Source organism: Brevibacterium sp. FAM 24630 (genome assembly GCF_049804075.1).
GTDB lineage: Bacteria > Actinomycetota > Actinomycetes > Actinomycetales > Brevibacteriaceae > Brevibacterium.
Genome location: NZ_JBNBZD010000007.1, coordinates 80,306 through 96,866, shown reverse-complemented (window position 1 = coordinate 96,866; position 16,561 = coordinate 80,306). Strand labels below are relative to the sequence as shown.

Annotated in this window: 18 protein-coding genes; 17 read left to right on the top strand and 1 reads right to left on the bottom strand. The window is 63.6% G+C overall.

The features are described 5' to 3' along the window. Positions 1 to 92 precede the first annotated feature (92 nt). From rho to murA, 16 genes are all read left to right on the top strand, one after another. Positions 93 to 2,162 carry a transcription termination factor Rho gene (rho, locus tag ACPUD7_RS07540; protein WP_135538651.1) on the top strand — a complete coding sequence of 690 codons (2,070 nt, stop codon included), beginning with the start codon at positions 93 to 95 and terminating at the stop codon, positions 2,160 to 2,162. Between the two features lies 1 nt (position 2,163). Next, entirely contained in the window at positions 2,164 to 3,240 is a 1,077-nt protein-coding gene (gene prfA / locus ACPUD7_RS07535) for a peptide chain release factor 1 (RefSeq protein WP_425119533.1), read from the top strand. Between the two features lie 25 nt (positions 3,241 to 3,265). Next, positions 3,266 to 4,147, top strand: a complete 882-nt coding sequence (prmC, locus tag ACPUD7_RS07530) for a peptide chain release factor N(5)-glutamine methyltransferase (RefSeq protein ID WP_425119532.1) — start codon at positions 3,266 to 3,268, stop codon at positions 4,145 to 4,147. A 76-nt stretch (positions 4,148 to 4,223) separates the two neighbouring features. Beyond that, positions 4,224 to 4,874, top strand: coding sequence for an L-threonylcarbamoyladenylate synthase (locus ACPUD7_RS07525; protein ID WP_425119531.1), 651 nt, complete (start codon positions 4,224 to 4,226; stop codon positions 4,872 to 4,874). Beyond that, the gene (locus ACPUD7_RS07520; RefSeq protein WP_135538643.1) at positions 4,875 to 5,984 is read left to right on the top strand and encodes an MraY family glycosyltransferase; all 1,110 of its coding nucleotides are present in this window, start codon (positions 4,875 to 4,877) and stop codon (positions 5,982 to 5,984) included. It begins immediately after the preceding gene. Beyond that, entirely contained in the window at positions 5,981 to 6,427 is a 447-nt protein-coding gene (locus ACPUD7_RS07515) for a hypothetical protein (protein ID WP_135538641.1), read from the top strand. The genes ACPUD7_RS07520 and ACPUD7_RS07515 overlap by 4 nt, the downstream gene beginning before the upstream one ends. A gap of 287 nt (positions 6,428 to 6,714) precedes the next feature. Continuing rightward, positions 6,715 to 7,527: a F0F1 ATP synthase subunit A gene (gene atpB, locus ACPUD7_RS07510; protein WP_240689662.1), complete on the top strand. Its 813-nt coding sequence runs from the start codon at positions 6,715 to 6,717 to the stop codon at positions 7,525 to 7,527. Between the two features lie 80 nt (positions 7,528 to 7,607). Then, a complete protein-coding gene (atpE, locus tag ACPUD7_RS07505; RefSeq protein ID WP_062861556.1) occupies positions 7,608 to 7,835 on the top strand; it encodes a F0F1 ATP synthase subunit C in 228 nt (75 codons plus the stop codon). 11 nt (positions 7,836 to 7,846) lie between these two features. Continuing rightward, a complete protein-coding gene (locus ACPUD7_RS07500; RefSeq protein WP_135538639.1) occupies positions 7,847 to 8,398 on the top strand; it encodes a F0F1 ATP synthase subunit B in 552 nt (183 codons plus the stop codon). Continuing rightward, on the top strand, positions 8,398 to 9,204 hold the full coding sequence (locus ACPUD7_RS07495; RefSeq protein WP_135538637.1) for a F0F1 ATP synthase subunit delta: 807 nt from the start codon (positions 8,398 to 8,400) through the stop codon (positions 9,202 to 9,204). The genes ACPUD7_RS07500 and ACPUD7_RS07495 overlap by 1 nt, the downstream gene beginning before the upstream one ends. A gap of 81 nt (positions 9,205 to 9,285) precedes the next feature. After that, a complete protein-coding gene (gene atpA / locus ACPUD7_RS07490) occupies positions 9,286 to 10,920 on the top strand; it encodes a F0F1 ATP synthase subunit alpha (protein ID WP_135538635.1) in 1,635 nt (544 codons plus the stop codon). A gap of 31 nt (positions 10,921 to 10,951) precedes the next feature. Then, positions 10,952 to 11,884: a F0F1 ATP synthase subunit gamma gene (locus ACPUD7_RS07485; RefSeq protein WP_135538634.1), complete on the top strand. Its 933-nt coding sequence runs from the start codon at positions 10,952 to 10,954 to the stop codon at positions 11,882 to 11,884. Between the two features lie 26 nt (positions 11,885 to 11,910). Beyond that, entirely contained in the window at positions 11,911 to 13,359 is a 1,449-nt protein-coding gene (atpD, locus tag ACPUD7_RS07480; protein ID WP_135538632.1) for a F0F1 ATP synthase subunit beta, read from the top strand. Positions 13,360 to 13,362: 3 nt separating this feature from the next. Next, positions 13,363 to 13,623 (top strand): F0F1 ATP synthase subunit epsilon, encoded by a 261-nt coding sequence (locus ACPUD7_RS07475; protein ID WP_135538630.1) that lies wholly within the window; start codon positions 13,363 to 13,365, stop codon positions 13,621 to 13,623. Positions 13,624 to 13,645: 22 nt separating this feature from the next. Next, positions 13,646 to 14,113, top strand: coding sequence for a DUF2550 domain-containing protein (locus tag ACPUD7_RS07470; RefSeq protein WP_135538628.1), 468 nt, complete (start codon positions 13,646 to 13,648; stop codon positions 14,111 to 14,113). Continuing rightward, entirely contained in the window at positions 14,113 to 15,426 is a 1,314-nt protein-coding gene (murA, locus tag ACPUD7_RS07465) for a UDP-N-acetylglucosamine 1-carboxyvinyltransferase (RefSeq protein WP_135538626.1), read from the top strand. Before ACPUD7_RS07470 ends, murA begins: the two co-directional genes overlap by 1 nt. Before the next feature lie 72 nt (positions 15,427 to 15,498). Here murA and nucS read toward each other — a convergent pair whose 3' ends face one another. Beyond that, positions 15,499 to 16,194, bottom strand: a complete 696-nt coding sequence (nucS, locus tag ACPUD7_RS07460) for an endonuclease NucS (protein WP_135538624.1) — start codon at positions 16,192 to 16,194, stop codon at positions 15,499 to 15,501. Positions 16,195 to 16,224: 30 nt separating this feature from the next. On the opposite strand from nucS, the gene ACPUD7_RS07455 reads away from it, so the two are divergent. Next, positions 16,225 to 16,521, top strand: coding sequence for a hypothetical protein (locus ACPUD7_RS07455; protein WP_240689660.1), 297 nt, complete (start codon positions 16,225 to 16,227; stop codon positions 16,519 to 16,521). The last annotated feature ends 40 nt before the right edge of the window (positions 16,522 to 16,561 follow it).

Below are 16,561 nucleotides of genomic sequence, written 5' to 3'. Positions count from 1 at the left end.
AGGTTTTCTTTCACAACGCACCGTCAATGGTGTTTCCGTCGCCGTGAGCAAACGGCACATGCCGCACGGCCGAAAGAGGGAGAAGGACCTTCGTGTCTGAAACCACCACTCAGGATTCCACGCCCCGTACCGGCAGCCTCACAGCGCTGCGGTTGCCTCAGCTTCAGGAAATGGCAGCCGGCCTGGGAATCAAGGGTTACCGTCGTCTTCGCAAGAGCGAATTGATCGACGCCATCAACAGCCATTCAAGCGGATCTTCGGAGACGAAGGCCGCTTCTGTCGAGAAGAAGCCCGCCGCCGAGGAATCGCGCAGCAAGGCCCCGAAGTCGGAGGCGAAGCAGGACGAACCGAAACAGGAGGCGACGGGTCGTCGCTCCTCGCGTCGGGCCGCCGCTCCGTCGGCCGAGGAAGCTCCGGCACTCATCGTCGAACCGAAGTCCGATGCTTCTGCGCAGTCCGATGACTCCGCACAGGCCGATGAGTCTGCCGAGCACTCCGGCGGCCAATCGTCGGACGACGGCGATCAGGAACGTCAGCGTTCCCGTCGCAGCCGCAGCCGGTCGCGCAGCGGCGAGAGCCAGAACGACGACCAGGATCAGGGTTCCGACGAGTCCTCCGGTCGCGGCGGTCGCAGTGACCGCGGCTCGGATCGTGAAGGACGCGGCGGACGGGACAACGACCGTCGCAGCCGAAACAGCGACCGATCCGACGACGACCGCGGCGGCAATGACCGCGGCGGCAACGACCGCAACGGCGGAAACGACCGTGGCGGCAACGACCGCGGACACCGCAATGACCGTGGCGGCAACGACCGCAACGGCGGAAACGACCGGGACAGCCGCAATGATCGGGACAACCGCAACGGCGGAAACGATCGCGACAACCGCAACGATCGCCGCAACCGGAACAATGACGACGACGATCGCGGCAACCGTCGCGGACGCGGTCGGGACCGGAAGCGCCGCGGTCGCGGCAACGATGAGCCGGACATCCGCCACGATGATGTGCTCATCCCCGTCGGCGGCATCCTCGACGTCCACGACAACTACGCCTTCCTCCGCACCTCCGGTTACCTGCCGGGGCCGAACGACGTCTATGTCTCGGCCTCGATGGTGCGCAAGAACGGCCTGCGCAAGGGCGATGCCGTGGCCGGAGCGATCCGCCAGCCGCGCGAGAACGAACAGCGCAACAGCAAGCGTGAGAAGTTCGATGCACTCGTCCGCCTCGACTCCGTCAACGGACTGACCGTCGACGATGCGCGCTCCCGGGTGGAGTTCTCGAAGCTGACGCCGCTCTACCCGCAGGATCGTCTGCGCCTCGAAACCACCTCGAAGCTGCACTCGACTCGACTCATCGACCTCATCACCCCGATCGGCAAGGGCCAGCGCGGTCTCATCGTCGCGCCTCCGAAGGCGGGCAAGACGACGATCATGCAGCAGATCGCGAATGCGATCACGGAGAACAACCCCGAAGCGCACCTCATGGTCGTCCTCGTCGACGAACGCCCCGAGGAAGTCACCGATATGCAGCGAGCGGTCAAGGGTGAGGTCATCGCCTCGACCTTCGACCGTCCTGCCGATGATCACACGACGATTGCCGAACTCGCCATCGAACGCGCCAAGCGCCTCGTGGAGATGGGCTCCGATGTCGTCATCCTCCTCGACAACATCACTCGCCTGGGACGTGCCTACAACATCGCCCAGCCCGCTTCGGGCCGCATCCTCTCCGGCGGTGTCGACGCCAACGCGCTCTACCCGCCGAAGAAGTTCTTCGGCGCAGCGCGCAACATCGAAGGCGGCGGTTCGCTGACCATCCTCGCCACCGCCCTCGTCGAGACCGGCTCGAAGATGGACGAAGTGATCTTCGAGGAGTTCAAGGGCACCGGAAACATGGAGCTGCGCCTGAGCCGTCAGCTCGCCGACAAGCGGATCTTCCCGGCCATCGACGTCAACTCGTCGAGCACCCGCCGCGAAGAGATGCTCATGACCAAGGAAGAGACCAAGGTCATGTGGCAGCTGCGCCGACTCCTCTCGGGACTCGAACAGCAGCAGGCAGTCGAACTGCTCATGTCCAAGCTCAAGGAAACCGGTTCGAACGTCGAGTTCCTCATGCAGGTGCAGAAGACGACACCCCTGCCGAAGTCCTCGACCGACAACAGCTGAGATGGCCGACGACACCCTCACGGCCAGCGTCAGCGCACTGCTCGATGAGCATGCGCGGGTGCAGGAGGAACTCTCCGACCCCGCCGTGCATGCTGACGCCGGCCGGGCGAAGAAGCTGACCAGGCGGTACGCGGAACTCGAAAGAGTCGCCGCGGCCGCCCGGCGCTTCGCCCAACTCGAGGCCGACCACGCCGCAGCCGTGGAACTGGCCGAAGATGATGATGATTTCGCCGCGGAAGCCAAACGTCTGTCCGTGGAGATGGAGAACGTCGAGGGTGAGCTCAAAGACCTCCTCGTGCCCAGGGACCCCGATGACGCACGCGAAGCGATCATCGAGATCAAAGCGGGGGAGGGCGGCGACGAATCCGCACTCTTCGCCGCAGATCTGCTGCGCATGTATCAGCGGTGGATCGATTCGCGCGGCTGGTCGAGCCAGATCCTCGATGCCACGCACTCCGACCTCGGCGGATACAAGGACGTCAGCATGGCCGTCAAAGCGAAGGACGAAGGTGCCTACGGCTGGTTGAAGTTCGAAGGCGGAGTCCACCGCGTCCAACGCGTGCCCGTCACCGAGTCCCAGGGCCGCATCCACACCTCAGCCGCCGGAGTGCTCGTCTTCCCCGAAGTCGACGAGCCCGAAGAGATCCAGCTGGACGAACACGATCTGCGCATCGACGTCTACCGGTCCTCGGGACCGGGCGGTCAGTCCGTGAACACCACTGACTCGGCCGTGCGCATCACCCACCTGCCCACCGGCATCACCGCGAGCTGTCAGAACGAGAAGTCGCAGCTGCAGAACAAGGATGCGGCCATGCGCATGCTCCGGGCTCGGATCCTGGCCAAACAGGCCGAGGAAGCCGCCGCTGAAGCCGCCGACATCCGCCGCTCCCAGGTCCGCACCGTCGACCGATCCGAACGGATCCGCACCTATAACTTCCCGGAGAACCGGATCACCGACCACCGCACCGGGTACAAGGCCTACAACCTCGACCAGGTGCTCGGCGGAGACCTCGACCCCGTCATCGGCTCCTGCCGCGAAGCGGACAAGGCCGCACGCCTGGACGCACTGGGAGACTGAGCTGGACACCGTCACACCCGCACGCGTGAGCGACGTCCTGCGCGGCGGCATCGCCCTCTTCTCCGAGGCGGGAATCGCCACCCCCGAGGCAGACGCCGTCGAGCTGCTCGCTCACGCCTGGCACATCGACCGAACCGTGCTCAGCCGTCGTCGGCTCTTCGACGACATCGTCCCCGCAGAGAAGACTGCGGAATTCGCACGACTGTGCGAACTGCGACGGCAGCGGATCCCGCTGCAGCATCTCACCGGCATCGCCCACTTCCGCCACCTCGAACTGCGGGTGGGCCCCGGGGTGTTCGTCCCCAGACCGGAAACCGAACTGCTCGCCGGAGCGGTGCTCGCAGAACTCGCGGAGCTGAGCGGAGAACGGCCCCCGTTCGTCATCGACCTGTGTTCGGGTTCGGGCGCGATCACTCTGTCCGTGGCGACCGAACACAACGGCGCCGTTGTGATCGGTGTCGAGCGCGAAGCCGACGCCCTCGACTGGGCACGGACGAACCTCGATCACACCCGCCTCGGCGATTCGAGTGTCGAATTCGTCCACGCGGATGCGACGACACTCACACACGGGCGTCCGGAACTGCTCGGGCGGGCCGATGTCGTGGTGACGAATCCTCCCTATGTTCCGAACGCAGCGATTCCCCGCGATCCCGAGGTTGCCGGTCACGATCCCGCCGCCGCGCTCTACGGGGGTGAGGACGGGTTGGAAACGCCTGAGCTCATCATCGCCCAGGCTCTGCAGCTCCTCCGGCCCGGCGGACTCTTCCTCATGGAACACAGCGAAGAACAGGGCCCCGGCGTCCGCGAGCTGCTTGCGACGACGGCCAGCCTGACAGCTGCCGTCACTCACCAGGACTACACTGGACGCGACCGCTATACGGTGGCACGCCGGCAGACGGAGGAATGACTGATGACGATGCGGCACCACCGCTGAAACGCAGAGTCATCGAAGCCACAGCCCAGAGATTCGAAACGGAGAACTCGTGTCGAGACGATTCGACGTCACCCAAGCCGACATCCGCGACCTCGTGTTCGACGAGTGCGCACGCGTCGTCGACACCGGCAACCTGCTCGTCATCCCGACCGACACCGTCTATGGGATCGCCGCCGATGCCTTCAGCGCCGCGGCCGTGGCGGCGCTGCTGGCGGCGAAGGGGCGCGGACGGGACATGCCTCCACCGGTGCTCGTCCCACGGTCGGAGACCATCTTCGGACTCGTCGACGGAGTCGATCAGAGGCTTCTGGCACTCACGGCCCGTTTCTGGCCGGGTCCGCTGACGATCATCGCCAACGCACAGCCCTCTCTGGACTGGGATCTCGGTGACACGCACGGAACCGTGGCCGTGCGCATGCCTGATGACGAATACGCTCTGGCACTGCTGGGCCGCACCGGACCGCTCGCGGTTTCGAGTGCGAACATCTCCGGACGTCCCGCGGCGACCACTGCAGATGAGGCCCAGGAGATGCTCGGCGAAGACGTCGATATCTACGTCGACGGGGGAACCCGCGAATCGCTGATGTCCTCGACCATCGTCGACCTCAGCGGCGACGTGCCGCGCATCCTCCGGCGCGGACCCATCGGCGCGGAAGAGCTGTGCGAGATCGTCCCCGAACTCATCGACCTGGACGGCTGAGTGCGCGCCTACCTCGTCATCCTCATCGTCTCCGCCCTGGTGGCGTACCTCTTGACTCCGATGGTCAAGCGGGTCGCCGAACGCGGGCGGATCTTCTCACCCCTGCGGGATCGCGACGTGCATTCGGTGCCGACGCCGAGGCTGGGGGGAGTGGCGATGTTCGGCGGACTGCTGGCGGGGCTCGTATTCGCCTCCCAGATGCCGTTCCTGCAGCGCATCTTCGTCGAGATGGGACCGATCATCGGTGTTGCCGGAGCCGCGGGCCTGCTGTGCCTGCTGGGAGTCATCGACGATATCTGGGACCTGCATTGGATGGCGAAGCTCGCCGGGCAGGCTCTGGCTGCCGGCTTCATGGCGATCAAGGGCGTTGCCCTGCTCTCGATTCCCTTCGGCGGAGTCATCATCGGTTCTCCGCGCATGTCGATCATCATCACCGTGCTCGTCGTCCTCGTCACGATCAATGCAGTGAATTTCGTCGACGGGCTCGACGGCCTCGCCGCTGGGGTCGTCGCCATCGGCGGCAGCGCGTTCTTCATCTACTCCTATTGGCTGGCCCGCGACGCCTCCCCGGAGTCCTACGCGAACCTCGCCTCGCTCATCATCGCGATCCTCGTGGGAACGTGCCTCGGCTTCCTGCCGCATAACTTCAACCCGGCCAGAATCTTCATGGGCGACTCCGGTTCGATGCTCATCGGGCTTCTGCTCGCCGCTTCGACGATTCGCGTGACCGGACAGGTCGATCCTGCACTCATCGGACAGGAGCGTGCCTTCGCGACGTTCATGCCGATCATCCTGCCCATCGCTGTGATGTTCCTGCCGCTGCTCGATCTCGCCCTGGCTGTCGTCCGGCGGCTGCGGGCAGGGCAGTCGCCGTTCTCCGCCGACGCCAAGCACCTCCACCATCGGATGCTGCGGCTCGGCCATTCGCACGCCCGAGCGGTTCTCATCCTCTACACCTGGACGGCGCTCATCGCGTTCGGATCCGTGCTGCTGCTCTTCCGGAGCTGGCTGTTCGTCCTCGGCATCGTCGGAGGGCTGTTCGCCGTGACCCTGGTCTTCACCTTCTACCCCCTGCGTATGCGTCAGAAAGCCAGAGAGGAAATCTCGTGACAGATCCGACCTCACGACCAGAAACCGAAGTCGAAGCCGCCTGGACCCGGGTCTGGAGGACGCTGCTCATCCGCGGCATCATCCTCGTCCTCGTTGTCGCGGCGCTGGGCATGGGCATCGGGTGGCTGGTGTCGGGCTCCACCGGACTCCTCGGCGGAGCCGTCGGCGGGGGATTGGCCGCCGTGTTCATCATCGTCACTCTGGTCATCATGTACCTCGGACGGAACATGGGACTGACGACCATCGCCGGGCTCCTCGGCGTCGGGTTCCTGTTCAAGGCCTTCATCTTCATGATCGTCATCTGGCGGATCAAGGACGCGACGTGGCTCGACGGCACGGTCGCCTTCTTCACCATCGTCGTCGCGGTCCTCTCCACCTCGATCGTCGAGGCGCTCACGGTCGTCAAAGGGCGAGTTCCGTACGTCGATCCCGATGCCGGATAGCCCGCCGCACAACGCAGATGACGACGGTGCGAACCTGTGCCGAAAGGTGCTCGGTCTCCGTGCCGCGGGTCGGGATCCCCGGTGAATGACGTGTTGAGCGCAATCGCTGACAGAAATTGCACAGACAAGCCTGATGAATTTGTCGGTGACTCTCTACAATTGGTAGAGTAGACCCGGTGCTAGGGCGTATCTGCGCCCTCTGTCGCTCCTGAACCTCACGCCGTGCTGTAAGCGCACGGCCAAGGCCAGGCCATCAGGGCCCTTGACCATGGGAGAGAATTTACAACGTGGGAACTCTTAACGCCGCGAACACAATGATCAATGCTGCAGAAGGTGGCTACCACGCTCCTTCGATGTCGGAGTTCTTCCCGGCATCGTTCCTCTTCGAGGGCACTCCATTCGAGATGAACCGAGTGATGCTCATCCGCCTCCTGGCGACGATCGCCGTCGTCATCATCCTCGCGGTGTGGGCCAAGCGCATGAAGCTCGTCCCCAGTCGTTTCCAGTCGACCTTGGAACTGGCCATGGAATTCGTCACTGTCGGCATCGCCGAAGACACGATGGGCAAGGAGAGAGCGAAGAAGTTCATGCCGCTCATCGTGGCTCTCTTCTTCGGAATCCTATTCTGGAACGTCACGAAGCTCATTCCGTTCCTCAACATGCCGGGTACCGGTGTCATCGGTCTGCCCCTCGTGGCCACCCTCGCTGTCTACGTCACCTATCACTGGGCCGGCATTGCACAGAAGGGCTTCGGCCGCTACCTCAAGGACGCTCTCGTCCTGCCCGGTGTTCCGCCGGCCATGCACATCCTGCTCATTCCGATCGAATTCATCACGAAGTTCGTGACGCAGCCGTTCACACTGGCAATCCGACTCTTCGCAAACATGATGGTCGGCCACCTGCTGCTCGTCCTCTGCTTCTCGGCCACGAGCTTCTTCCTCTTCGATGCCTCGAACGGCTTCCAGTTCTTCTCGATCCTGACTTTCGCCGGAGGAATGTTCGTCTTCCTCCTCGAAATGCTGGTCGTGGTCCTGCAGGCGTACATCTTCGCCCTGCTCGCCTGCGTCTACATCAATTCGGCTGTCTCGGAAGAACACTGAGTCAGCTCCCAAGATCCGTAACTCACGAGTTGCACGGTCGGGCCAACCACCCGACTCCATTATGAAAGGAATAGCATCCTATGGATATGCTCGCCGAAGTGACAGGTAGCGTTTCGACGATCGGTTACGGCCTCGCCGCAATCGGCCCCGGTGTCGGTCTCGGCATCGTCATCGGAAAGACCATCGAAGGAACCGCACGTCAGCCCGAGATGGCCGGCGCCCTGCGCGGAAACATGTTCCTGGGCATCGCTCTGATCGAGGCTCTGGCCCTCATCGGCATCGCGACCCCGTTCTTCCTTAATCAGTGAGGCACTGAGATATGACTCCGGTAACCATCGTCGCCTCCGCGGAGAACCCGCTTCTCCCGGGCCTGTACGACATCGTCTGGAGTGCCGTCTGCCTGCTGATCGTCTTCCTGGTTGTCTGGAAGTACGTCCTCCCGGCCTTCAACAAGACCCTCGACGAGCGCGCTGCGCGCATCCAGGGCGGAATTGAGAAGGCCGAGAAGGTGCAGGCCGAAGCCGATCAGGCTCTGGCCGAGTATCAGAAGCAGCTCGCCGACGGTCGTGCAGAAGCTGCACGGCTGCGCGCCGAAGCTCAGGAAGAAGGCGCTCAGATCATCGCCGAGATGAAGGCGCAGGCTCACTCCGAGGCTGACCGCATCATCGCATCGGCTCAGAATCAGATCGACGCCGAACGTCAGTCCGCCATGGTGCAGCTGCGTTCGGAAGTCGGTTCACTGGCCACGGATCTGGCTTCTCGCATCGTCGGCGAATCCCTCACCGATGACCAGCGTTCAGCCAATGTGGTCGATCGCTTCATCTCCGATCTCGAGTCCGAATCGTCCGCGCAGCCGGTCAAGGGGGCGTGATGCTCCAGTCGAGCAGATTGTCCCTGCAGGCCGTCCTCGAGACCGCGAACTCCGAGATCTCCGGGGGAGACCCGCGTGAGATCGGCGAGGGCACTCTGGCTGTGGTCGGAGTTCTCGCCGAGAACGTCACGCTGCGCAAAGCCTTGGCGGATTCGTCCGAATCGGCCGAGAGGAAGCAGCAGCTGCTGCGGACTCTGTTCTCGACTCGGATCACGGATGCGGTTCTGCGGATCAGCGATGAGGCCGTCGGCCGTCGTTGGGCGCGGACCCAGGACCTGGTCACCAGCCTGGAGGTCGCCGGAGTCACGGCGATCGCCGCTGCCGCACAAGCCGGCGGACAGCTCGGCCAGGTCGAAGAGGAGATCTTCCGCTTCGCGCGTCTGCTGGAATCCGACCACGAGCTGTCTCGGGCGCTCGATTCGCAGGCCGATGGGCAGAGCAAACTGACTCTCGTCTCCGACCTGCTGTCGGGTAAGGCTCAGCCTGACACCATCACATTGGTCGGGCAGGTCGCGCTGCACCCGCGTGGGCTGCGCGTGGCGAAGGCTCTCGACCAGTACAGCGACATCCTCGCAGCCAGGCAGCAGCGTTCGGTTGCGGACGTAACCGTGGCCAAGCCGCTGAACGAGTCCCAGACCGAACGGCTGCGGGCAGCTCTGTCAGCCAGCTACGGCCGCGAACTCGTCCTCAATATCCAGGTCGATCCCAAGGTCATCGGGGGAGTCCGGGTGCAGGTCGGCGACGAGATGATGAACTCGACCGTGGCCGATCGACTGGCCGATGTGCAGCGCAAGCTCGCAGGTTGACACTAGGGGCCGGCTTTTCCGGCATAGGCGGCCCACCGGTCGTCGGACGCAAGATTTGAGAAAAGGAAGCAGGGAAACCAGATGGCGGAACTGACAATTCGCCCGGAAGAGATCCGGGACGCTCTCGGGAAGTTCGTTGATTCGTACAACCCCGAGAGCTCGGAAAAGGCCGAGGTCGGCAAGGTCGTCACCGCTGGTGACGGCATCGCCCACGTCTCGGGTCTGCCCGGCACCATGGCCAATGAGCTCCTGCGGTTCGAAGAAGGAACCCTGGGCCTGGCACAGAACCTCGACGAGCGTGAGATCGGCGTCGTCATCCTCGGTGAATTCTCCGGAGTCGCCGAGGGACAGGACGTCTACCGCACCGGAGAGGTCCTCTCCATCCCCGTCGGCGATGGCTACCTCGGTCGCGTTGTCGATCCGCTGGGTCGTCCCGTGGACGGCCTCGGCGACATCGAGACCGTCGGTCGTCGTGAGCTCGAGCTCCAGGCCGCAGGTGTGATGGATCGGCAGGAGGTGCGCGAGCCTCTCCAGACCGGGTATAAGAGCATCGACGCGATGATCCCCGTCGGCCGTGGTCAGCGTCAGCTGGTCATCGGCGACCGCAAGACCGGTAAGACCGCGCTGGCGATCGACACCATCATCAACCAGAAGGCCAACTGGGCGACCGGCGACCCGAAGCAGCAGGTGCGCTGCATCTACGTGGCCGTGGGCCAGAAGGGCTCGACCATCGCCGGTGTCCGCCGGTCGCTGGAAGAGGCCGGTGCTCTCGAGTACACGACCATCGTGTCCTCGCCCGCTTCGGACCCCGCCGGCTACAAATACCTGGCTCCCTACTCCGGTTCGGCCATCGGCCAGCACTGGATGTATGACGGCAAGCATGTCCTCATCGTGTTCGATGACCTGTCGAAGCAGGCCGAAGCCTACCGCGCCGTGTCGCTGCTGCTGCGTCGTCCGCCGGGCCGTGAAGCCTACCCGGGCGACGTGTTCTACCTGCACTCGCGTCTGCTCGAGCGCTGTGCGAAGCTCTCCGATGAACTCGGCGGCGGTTCGATGACCGGTCTGCCGATCATCGAGACGAAGGCCAATGACGTCGGTGCCTTCATTCCGACGAACGTCATCTCGATCACGGACGGCCAGATCTTCCTGCAGTCCGACCTCTTCAACGCCGGTCAGCGTCCTGCTGTCGACGTCGGTGTGTCCGTGTCGCGAGTCGGTGGTGCCGCTCAGACGAAGGCTCTCAAGGGAGTCTCGGGCACGCTGAAGATCTCGCTGGCTCAGTACCGTTCGCTCGAGGCCTTCGCGATGTTCGCCTCCGACCTCGATGATGCCACGAAGCGCGATCTGGCCCGTGGCGCTCGACTGACCGAACTGCTCAAACAGGGTCAGTACACTCCGATGCCGTTCGAGAAGCAGACCGTGTCGATCTTCGCCGGTACCAACGGCTACCTCGACGAGATCCCGGTCGACGACGTTCTGCGCTTCGAATCCGAACTGCACGACCACATCGAACGCAAGACGGGCATCTTCACGACCATTCGTGAGACCCTCAAGCTCGATGACGACACCGCCGAAGAGCTCAAGAATGTGCTCGCCGAGTTCTCGCAGAACTTCGCCAGCTCGGATCAGGGTGGGTCGAAGGCCGGCAGTGAAGACAGCGCCACGGCCTCCTCTGACGAGGTCGAGCAGGAGCAGATCGTTCGGCAGAAGCGTTGAACCTGTTCCGTAACGGCGAAAGGAAGAACTGATGGGAGCCCAGCAGAGGGTCTTCAAACAGAAGATCCGCTCGACTCAGTCCTTGAGGAAGATCTTCAAGGCGATGGAGCTCATCGCTGCGTCGCGGATTCAGAAGGCTATTGCCCGCTCGCAGGCCGCCAGCCCGTACGCGAACGCCCTGACCAGGGCCGTCTCGGCGGTGGCCAGCGAGTCGAACGTCGACCACGTTCTCACCACCGAGTCGGACAACGTCAAGCGGGCCGCTGTGCTCGTGATGGGGCCCGACCGCGGATTCGCCGGCGCCTACTCGGCGAACCTGCTGCGCGAAGCCGAAGAACTCATTCGGCTTCTGCGTAACGAGGGCAAGGACGTGCAGCTGTTCACGGTCGGAGGCAAGGCCAAGAACTACTACACTTTCCGCGATCGCAAGATCGAGAAGTCCTGGACAGGCATCTCCGAGAACCCGACGGCGGAGAACGCCCGGGAGATCGGCGAAGCTCTGTTGGAGAACTTCGATCCTGAGTCTGCGGAGTCGGGTGTGGATGAGATCTACATCGTCTTTACGAAGTTCGTATCCAGTGTCACGCACGATCCGGAATACCGGAGGCTGCTGCCGCTGGAGGTCGTCGATGCCGATGAGGCGTCGACGGGCGGACAGTCCGCCGGTTCATCCGATGCGCCCGCGTTCCCTCTCTACGAGTTCGAACCGAGCGCGGAGGCTGTGCTCGACGCCCTGTTGCCGCGATACATCGATTCGCGCATTCTGTCGGCTCTGCTGAGCGCATCGGCATCCGAGCAGGCCTCGCGACAGGCGGCGATGAAGACAGCCACGGACAACGCGGATGATCTCATCAAGACCTACACCCGGTTGGCCAACACGGCTCGCCAGGCGGAAATCACCCAGGAACTCACCGAGATCGTCGGTGGGGCGGATGCCCTCGCGGCATCGGCAGCCGGCGACTGACCGGCGAGAGCAGAGAGAAAGAGACCATGACTGCCACAGCAACGGAAACCTCTCCGGCACAGGGCACTGCCCTCGGCCGGATTTCCCGAGTCATCGGCCCGGTTGTCGACATCGAGTTCCCGCTCGACTCCGTGCCCGAGATCTACAATGCACTGACCACGACAGTGGATCTGTCCGAAGGAACCAGGAAGCTGACCTTCGAGGTCGGACTGCACCTGGGCAACGGACTCGTCCGCGCCGTGTCGCTGCAGCCGACCGACGGCCTCGTCCGCGGCCAGGAAGTCGTCGACTCCGGTGCGCCGATTTCGGTGCCCGTCGGCGACGTCACCAAGCACCACGTGTGGAACACCACCGGTGACTGCCTCAACCTCGCCGATGGCGAGGAGCTGGAGATCTCCGAGCGGTGGCCCATCCACCGTTCTGCGCCGGCGTTCGATGAGCTCGAATCCAAGACCGAGATCCTCGAAGTCGGCATCAAGAGCATCGACCTGCTGACCCCCTATGTCCAGGGTGGAAAGATCGGTCTGTTCGGTGGTGCCGGTGTCGGCAAGACCGTCCTCATCCAGGAAATGATCTTCCGTATCGCGCACAACCACTCGGGCACCTCGGTGTTCGCCGGCGTGGGCGAGCGGACTCGTGAGGGCAACGACCTCATCATGGAGATGGACGAGGCCGGAGTCTTCAAGGACACCGCCCTCGTGTTCGGCCAGATGGACGAGCCGCCAGGCACCCGTCTGCGTGTGGCGCTGTCGGCGCTGACCATGGCGGAGTACTTCCGCGATGTGCAGAACCAGGACGTGCTGCTGTTCATCGACAACATCTTCCGCTTCACCCAGGCCGGTTCCGAGGTCTCGACCCTGCTGGGTCGTATGCCCTCCGCCGTGGGCTACCAGCCCAACCTGGCTGACGAGATGGGTCTGCTCCAGGAGCGCATCACCTCGACGCGTGGTCACTCGATCACGTCGATGCAGGCGATCTACGTTCCGGCCGATGACTACACCGACCCGGCTCCGGCGACGACCTTCGCACACCTCGATGCGACGACCGAGCTCAGCCGTGACATCGCTTCGCGCGGTCTGTACCCGGCTATCGACCCGCTGGCCTCGTCCTCGCGGATCCTCGATCCGCTGGTCGTCGGTGACGAGCACTACCGTGTGGCCAACGAGGTCAAGGCGATCCTGCAGAAGAACAAGGAGCTGCAGGACATCATCGCCATCCTCGGCGTCGACGAACTCGGTGAAGAGGACAAGCTCGTCGTCCACCGTGCCCGTCGCATCGAGCAGTTCCTCTCGCAGAACACCTACACCGCGGAGAAGTTCACGCAGGTTCCCGGTTCGACCGTGCCGCTGACCGACACGATCGAAGGCTTCGCGAAGATCTGCTCCGGCGAGGTCGACCACATCCCGGAACAGGCATTCTTCAACGTCGGTGGCCTTGACGATGTCATGCGCAACTACGAAGAGATGCAGAAGTAAGCCATGGCGACACTTGAAGTCAATGTCGTGGCTGCCGATCGCGAGGTATGGGTCGGTGAGGCCAAGCGCGTCATCGCCCGTACCCTCGACGGCGAGATCGGCATCCTGCCGGGCCACGAGCCCGTGCTGGGGGTCGTCGCCGACGGCGAAACGCGGATTCTCACGCCCGGAGAGGACACCATCAGGGTCAAAGCCGATGGTGGTTTCCTCTCGGTGGAGAACAACCGCGTGATCATTGCCGCTGATCAGGCCGAACTTCTCTGATCCGCAGGTTACACTGGCAACCGTGAACCCTTCTGTCCTGCTGATCGTTCTGCTCTCGTTGGTAGGACTTGCGCTTGCTCTCATCGTCGTTGTGACGATTCGACGCAGGTCGATCTCGAAGCTCTCGGGCGCCTTTGACTGCTCCATCAACGTGGGCGAGGAGTATTCTTCTCGCCCACGTTGGCGTTTGGGCGTGGCCGTGTTCTCGGTCGCCTCCTTGGACTGGTACCCGGTCTTCGCCCTGACCAGGCGAGCAGCATTCAGGCTGCCGCGTGCCGACCTCGATATCTTGGTCCGCCGCAAACCCACATCGGGCGAACAGTATTCGGTGCTGCCCGACGCCGTCGTCGTCGACTGCTCCTACGGCAAAGCGGATGGTCGTCCGCGCTCGGTGTCTCTGGCGATGGATACCGAATCACTGTCGACGATGGCCTCATGGCTGGAATCCTCGCCTCCCGGCTTCAACCCGACGATGGGACGTTTCACCTGATGGATGTCTTCCGTTTGACCGGCCCGGCGCGACTGGACGGTGTCATCGACGTTCGAGGCGCGAAGAACAGCGTCCTCAAACTCATGGCTGCGAGCCTGCTGGCTGTGGGGCGCACGACGATCACGAATGTCCCTGCGATCCTCGATGTCAGGATCATGGTCGAACTCCTCGTCCGCCTCGGCTGCGATGTCGACTACGATTCCGAAGACGGAGTCGTCAGCATCGATGTCCCCGCAGCAGTCGGAATCCAAGCTGACTACGAACTCGTCCGCGCGATGCGCGCCTCCATCTCGGTCCTCGGACCGCTCACCGCTCGTATGCGCGCCGCTCATGTCGCTCTTCCCGGCGGTGACGCCATCGGCTCCCGCGGGCTCGATATGCATCAAGCCGGCCTCGAAGCCCTCGGGGCCCTCGTCCATCTCGATCACGGATACTTCGTCGCAGAGGCTCCCTCCGGGCTCAAAGGCACCGAGATCGTCCTCGAATTCCCTTCCGTCGGCGCCACCGAGAACCTCGTCATGGCAGCCACCCTCGCTGAGGGAGCGACGACGATCTCAAACGCCGCTCGCGAACCGGAGATCGTCGATATCTGCACCATGCTCGTGAAGATGGGTGCACAGATCGAGGGCATCGGCACCTCAGAACTGACCATCAGCGGTGTCGAGTCCCTCCGGCCCGTGACCCACCGGACTGTGGGCGATCGCATCGTCGCGGGCACCTTCGCCTTCGGCGCCGCGCTCAGCGGCGGTGACGTCACCGTCCGCGGCATCGGGCTCGACCTCATGCCGAACATCGGATTGAAGCTGCAGGATTCCGGAGCCACGGTCGAAGAACTCTCGAATATCACTCTCGGCGATGGAACGACCGGTGCCGGTTTCCGTGTCATCGGTGCTCCTCGGCCGCACCCGATCCGGGTGGCAACGATGCCGTTCCCGGGATTCCCGACCGATCTGCAGCCCTTCGTCATCGCTTTGAACTCGGTCTCCGACGGCGTGGGACTGCTCTCGGAGAACCTGTTCGAGGCGAGATGGCGGTTCGTCCAGGAGATCGCCCGCCTCGGTGCGAAAGTGCGCATCGACGGTAACCACGCGCTCGTCACGGGCAGCGACAGCCTCTCGGGGGCGGAAGTCGAGGCCTCGGACATCCGTGCCGGTGCCGGTCTGGTGATGGCCGCGCTGCGAGCCGGCGGAGTGACGGAGGTGTCGGGAATCGACCATATCGAACGCGGTTACGAGAACTTCGTGACCAACCTGCGCAGCCTCGGCGTCGACATCGAACGCGTTGAGAAACGCGACGTGCTCAACTTCGAATAGACGTCGGGCCACTGCCCGAATCGCCGACTGGCGATCCACGAGGCTTCGCAATGATGAGTGGGTGTCTGTGCCTCAGAACAGCCGAGAATCGGGATCATCCATCCCGCGCAGTGCATCATAGTCGAGGACGACGCAGCGGATGCCGCGGTCTTCGGCGAGCGTGCGGGCCTGCGGCTTGATCTCCTGCGCCGCGAAGACCCCCTGGACCGGGCTGAGAAGCGGGTCACGGTTCATCAGCTCGAGGTAGCGGGTGAGCTGTTCGACGCCGTCGATGTCACCACGACGCTTGATTTCGACTGCGACTGACTGGTGGCCGGGATCCCGCGCGAGGATGTCGACGGGTCCGATCGCCGTCATGTATTCGCGTCGAACCAGACTGTAGCCCTCGCCGAGGGTGTCGATGTGCTCGGCGAGCAGCTCCTGCAGATGCGCTTCGACTCCGTCTTTGACCAGCCCCGGATCGACCCCGAACTCGTAGCTGTCATCGTTGATGATCTTCGCGATGGAGATGACCAGACGATCGCCGGTCTTCGTCTGGGAGACCTCCCACAATTCGGTCAGACCCGCTTCTGCCTGCTCGGCATCAGGCTCGAGATGCCTGATCGTGCATGGGGGAGTCATCCAGTTCAGCGGTTTATAGGATCCGCCGTCGGAGTGGATGAGGATGGACCCGTCCGATTTGAGCATGATGAGGCGGGTGGCCATCGGCAGGTGGGCGGTCAGACGACCGGCATAATCAACAGAGCATTCGGCAATGACAAGACGCACGCGCAACAGCCTACGTGAGACAATGGCCCAATGCCACGATCTTCATCTTCGCGTCGCAAGAACAAATGGCAGCGGGAGCCGCGTGACCTTTCGGAGACCACCGCGGGCATGCGGACGAGCAGGTCGCTGCCGGACGGCACCTGGTCGGTGCAGACCGTGAAAGGCAATGACTCCGGAAGGTCCTACATCTGTCCCGGCTGCGGGCGGGATGTCAACGCAGCATCGAGCCACATCGTCGCGTGGCGGCAGGAAGCCCGGCACGGCATCGAGATCGGTGTGGAGAGTCGACGTCACTGGCATTCCCGCTGCTTCGACCGCTTCCGCTGAACCCTTCGCTTTCTGAAAGCTGCACAGATAAAGAAGGGCC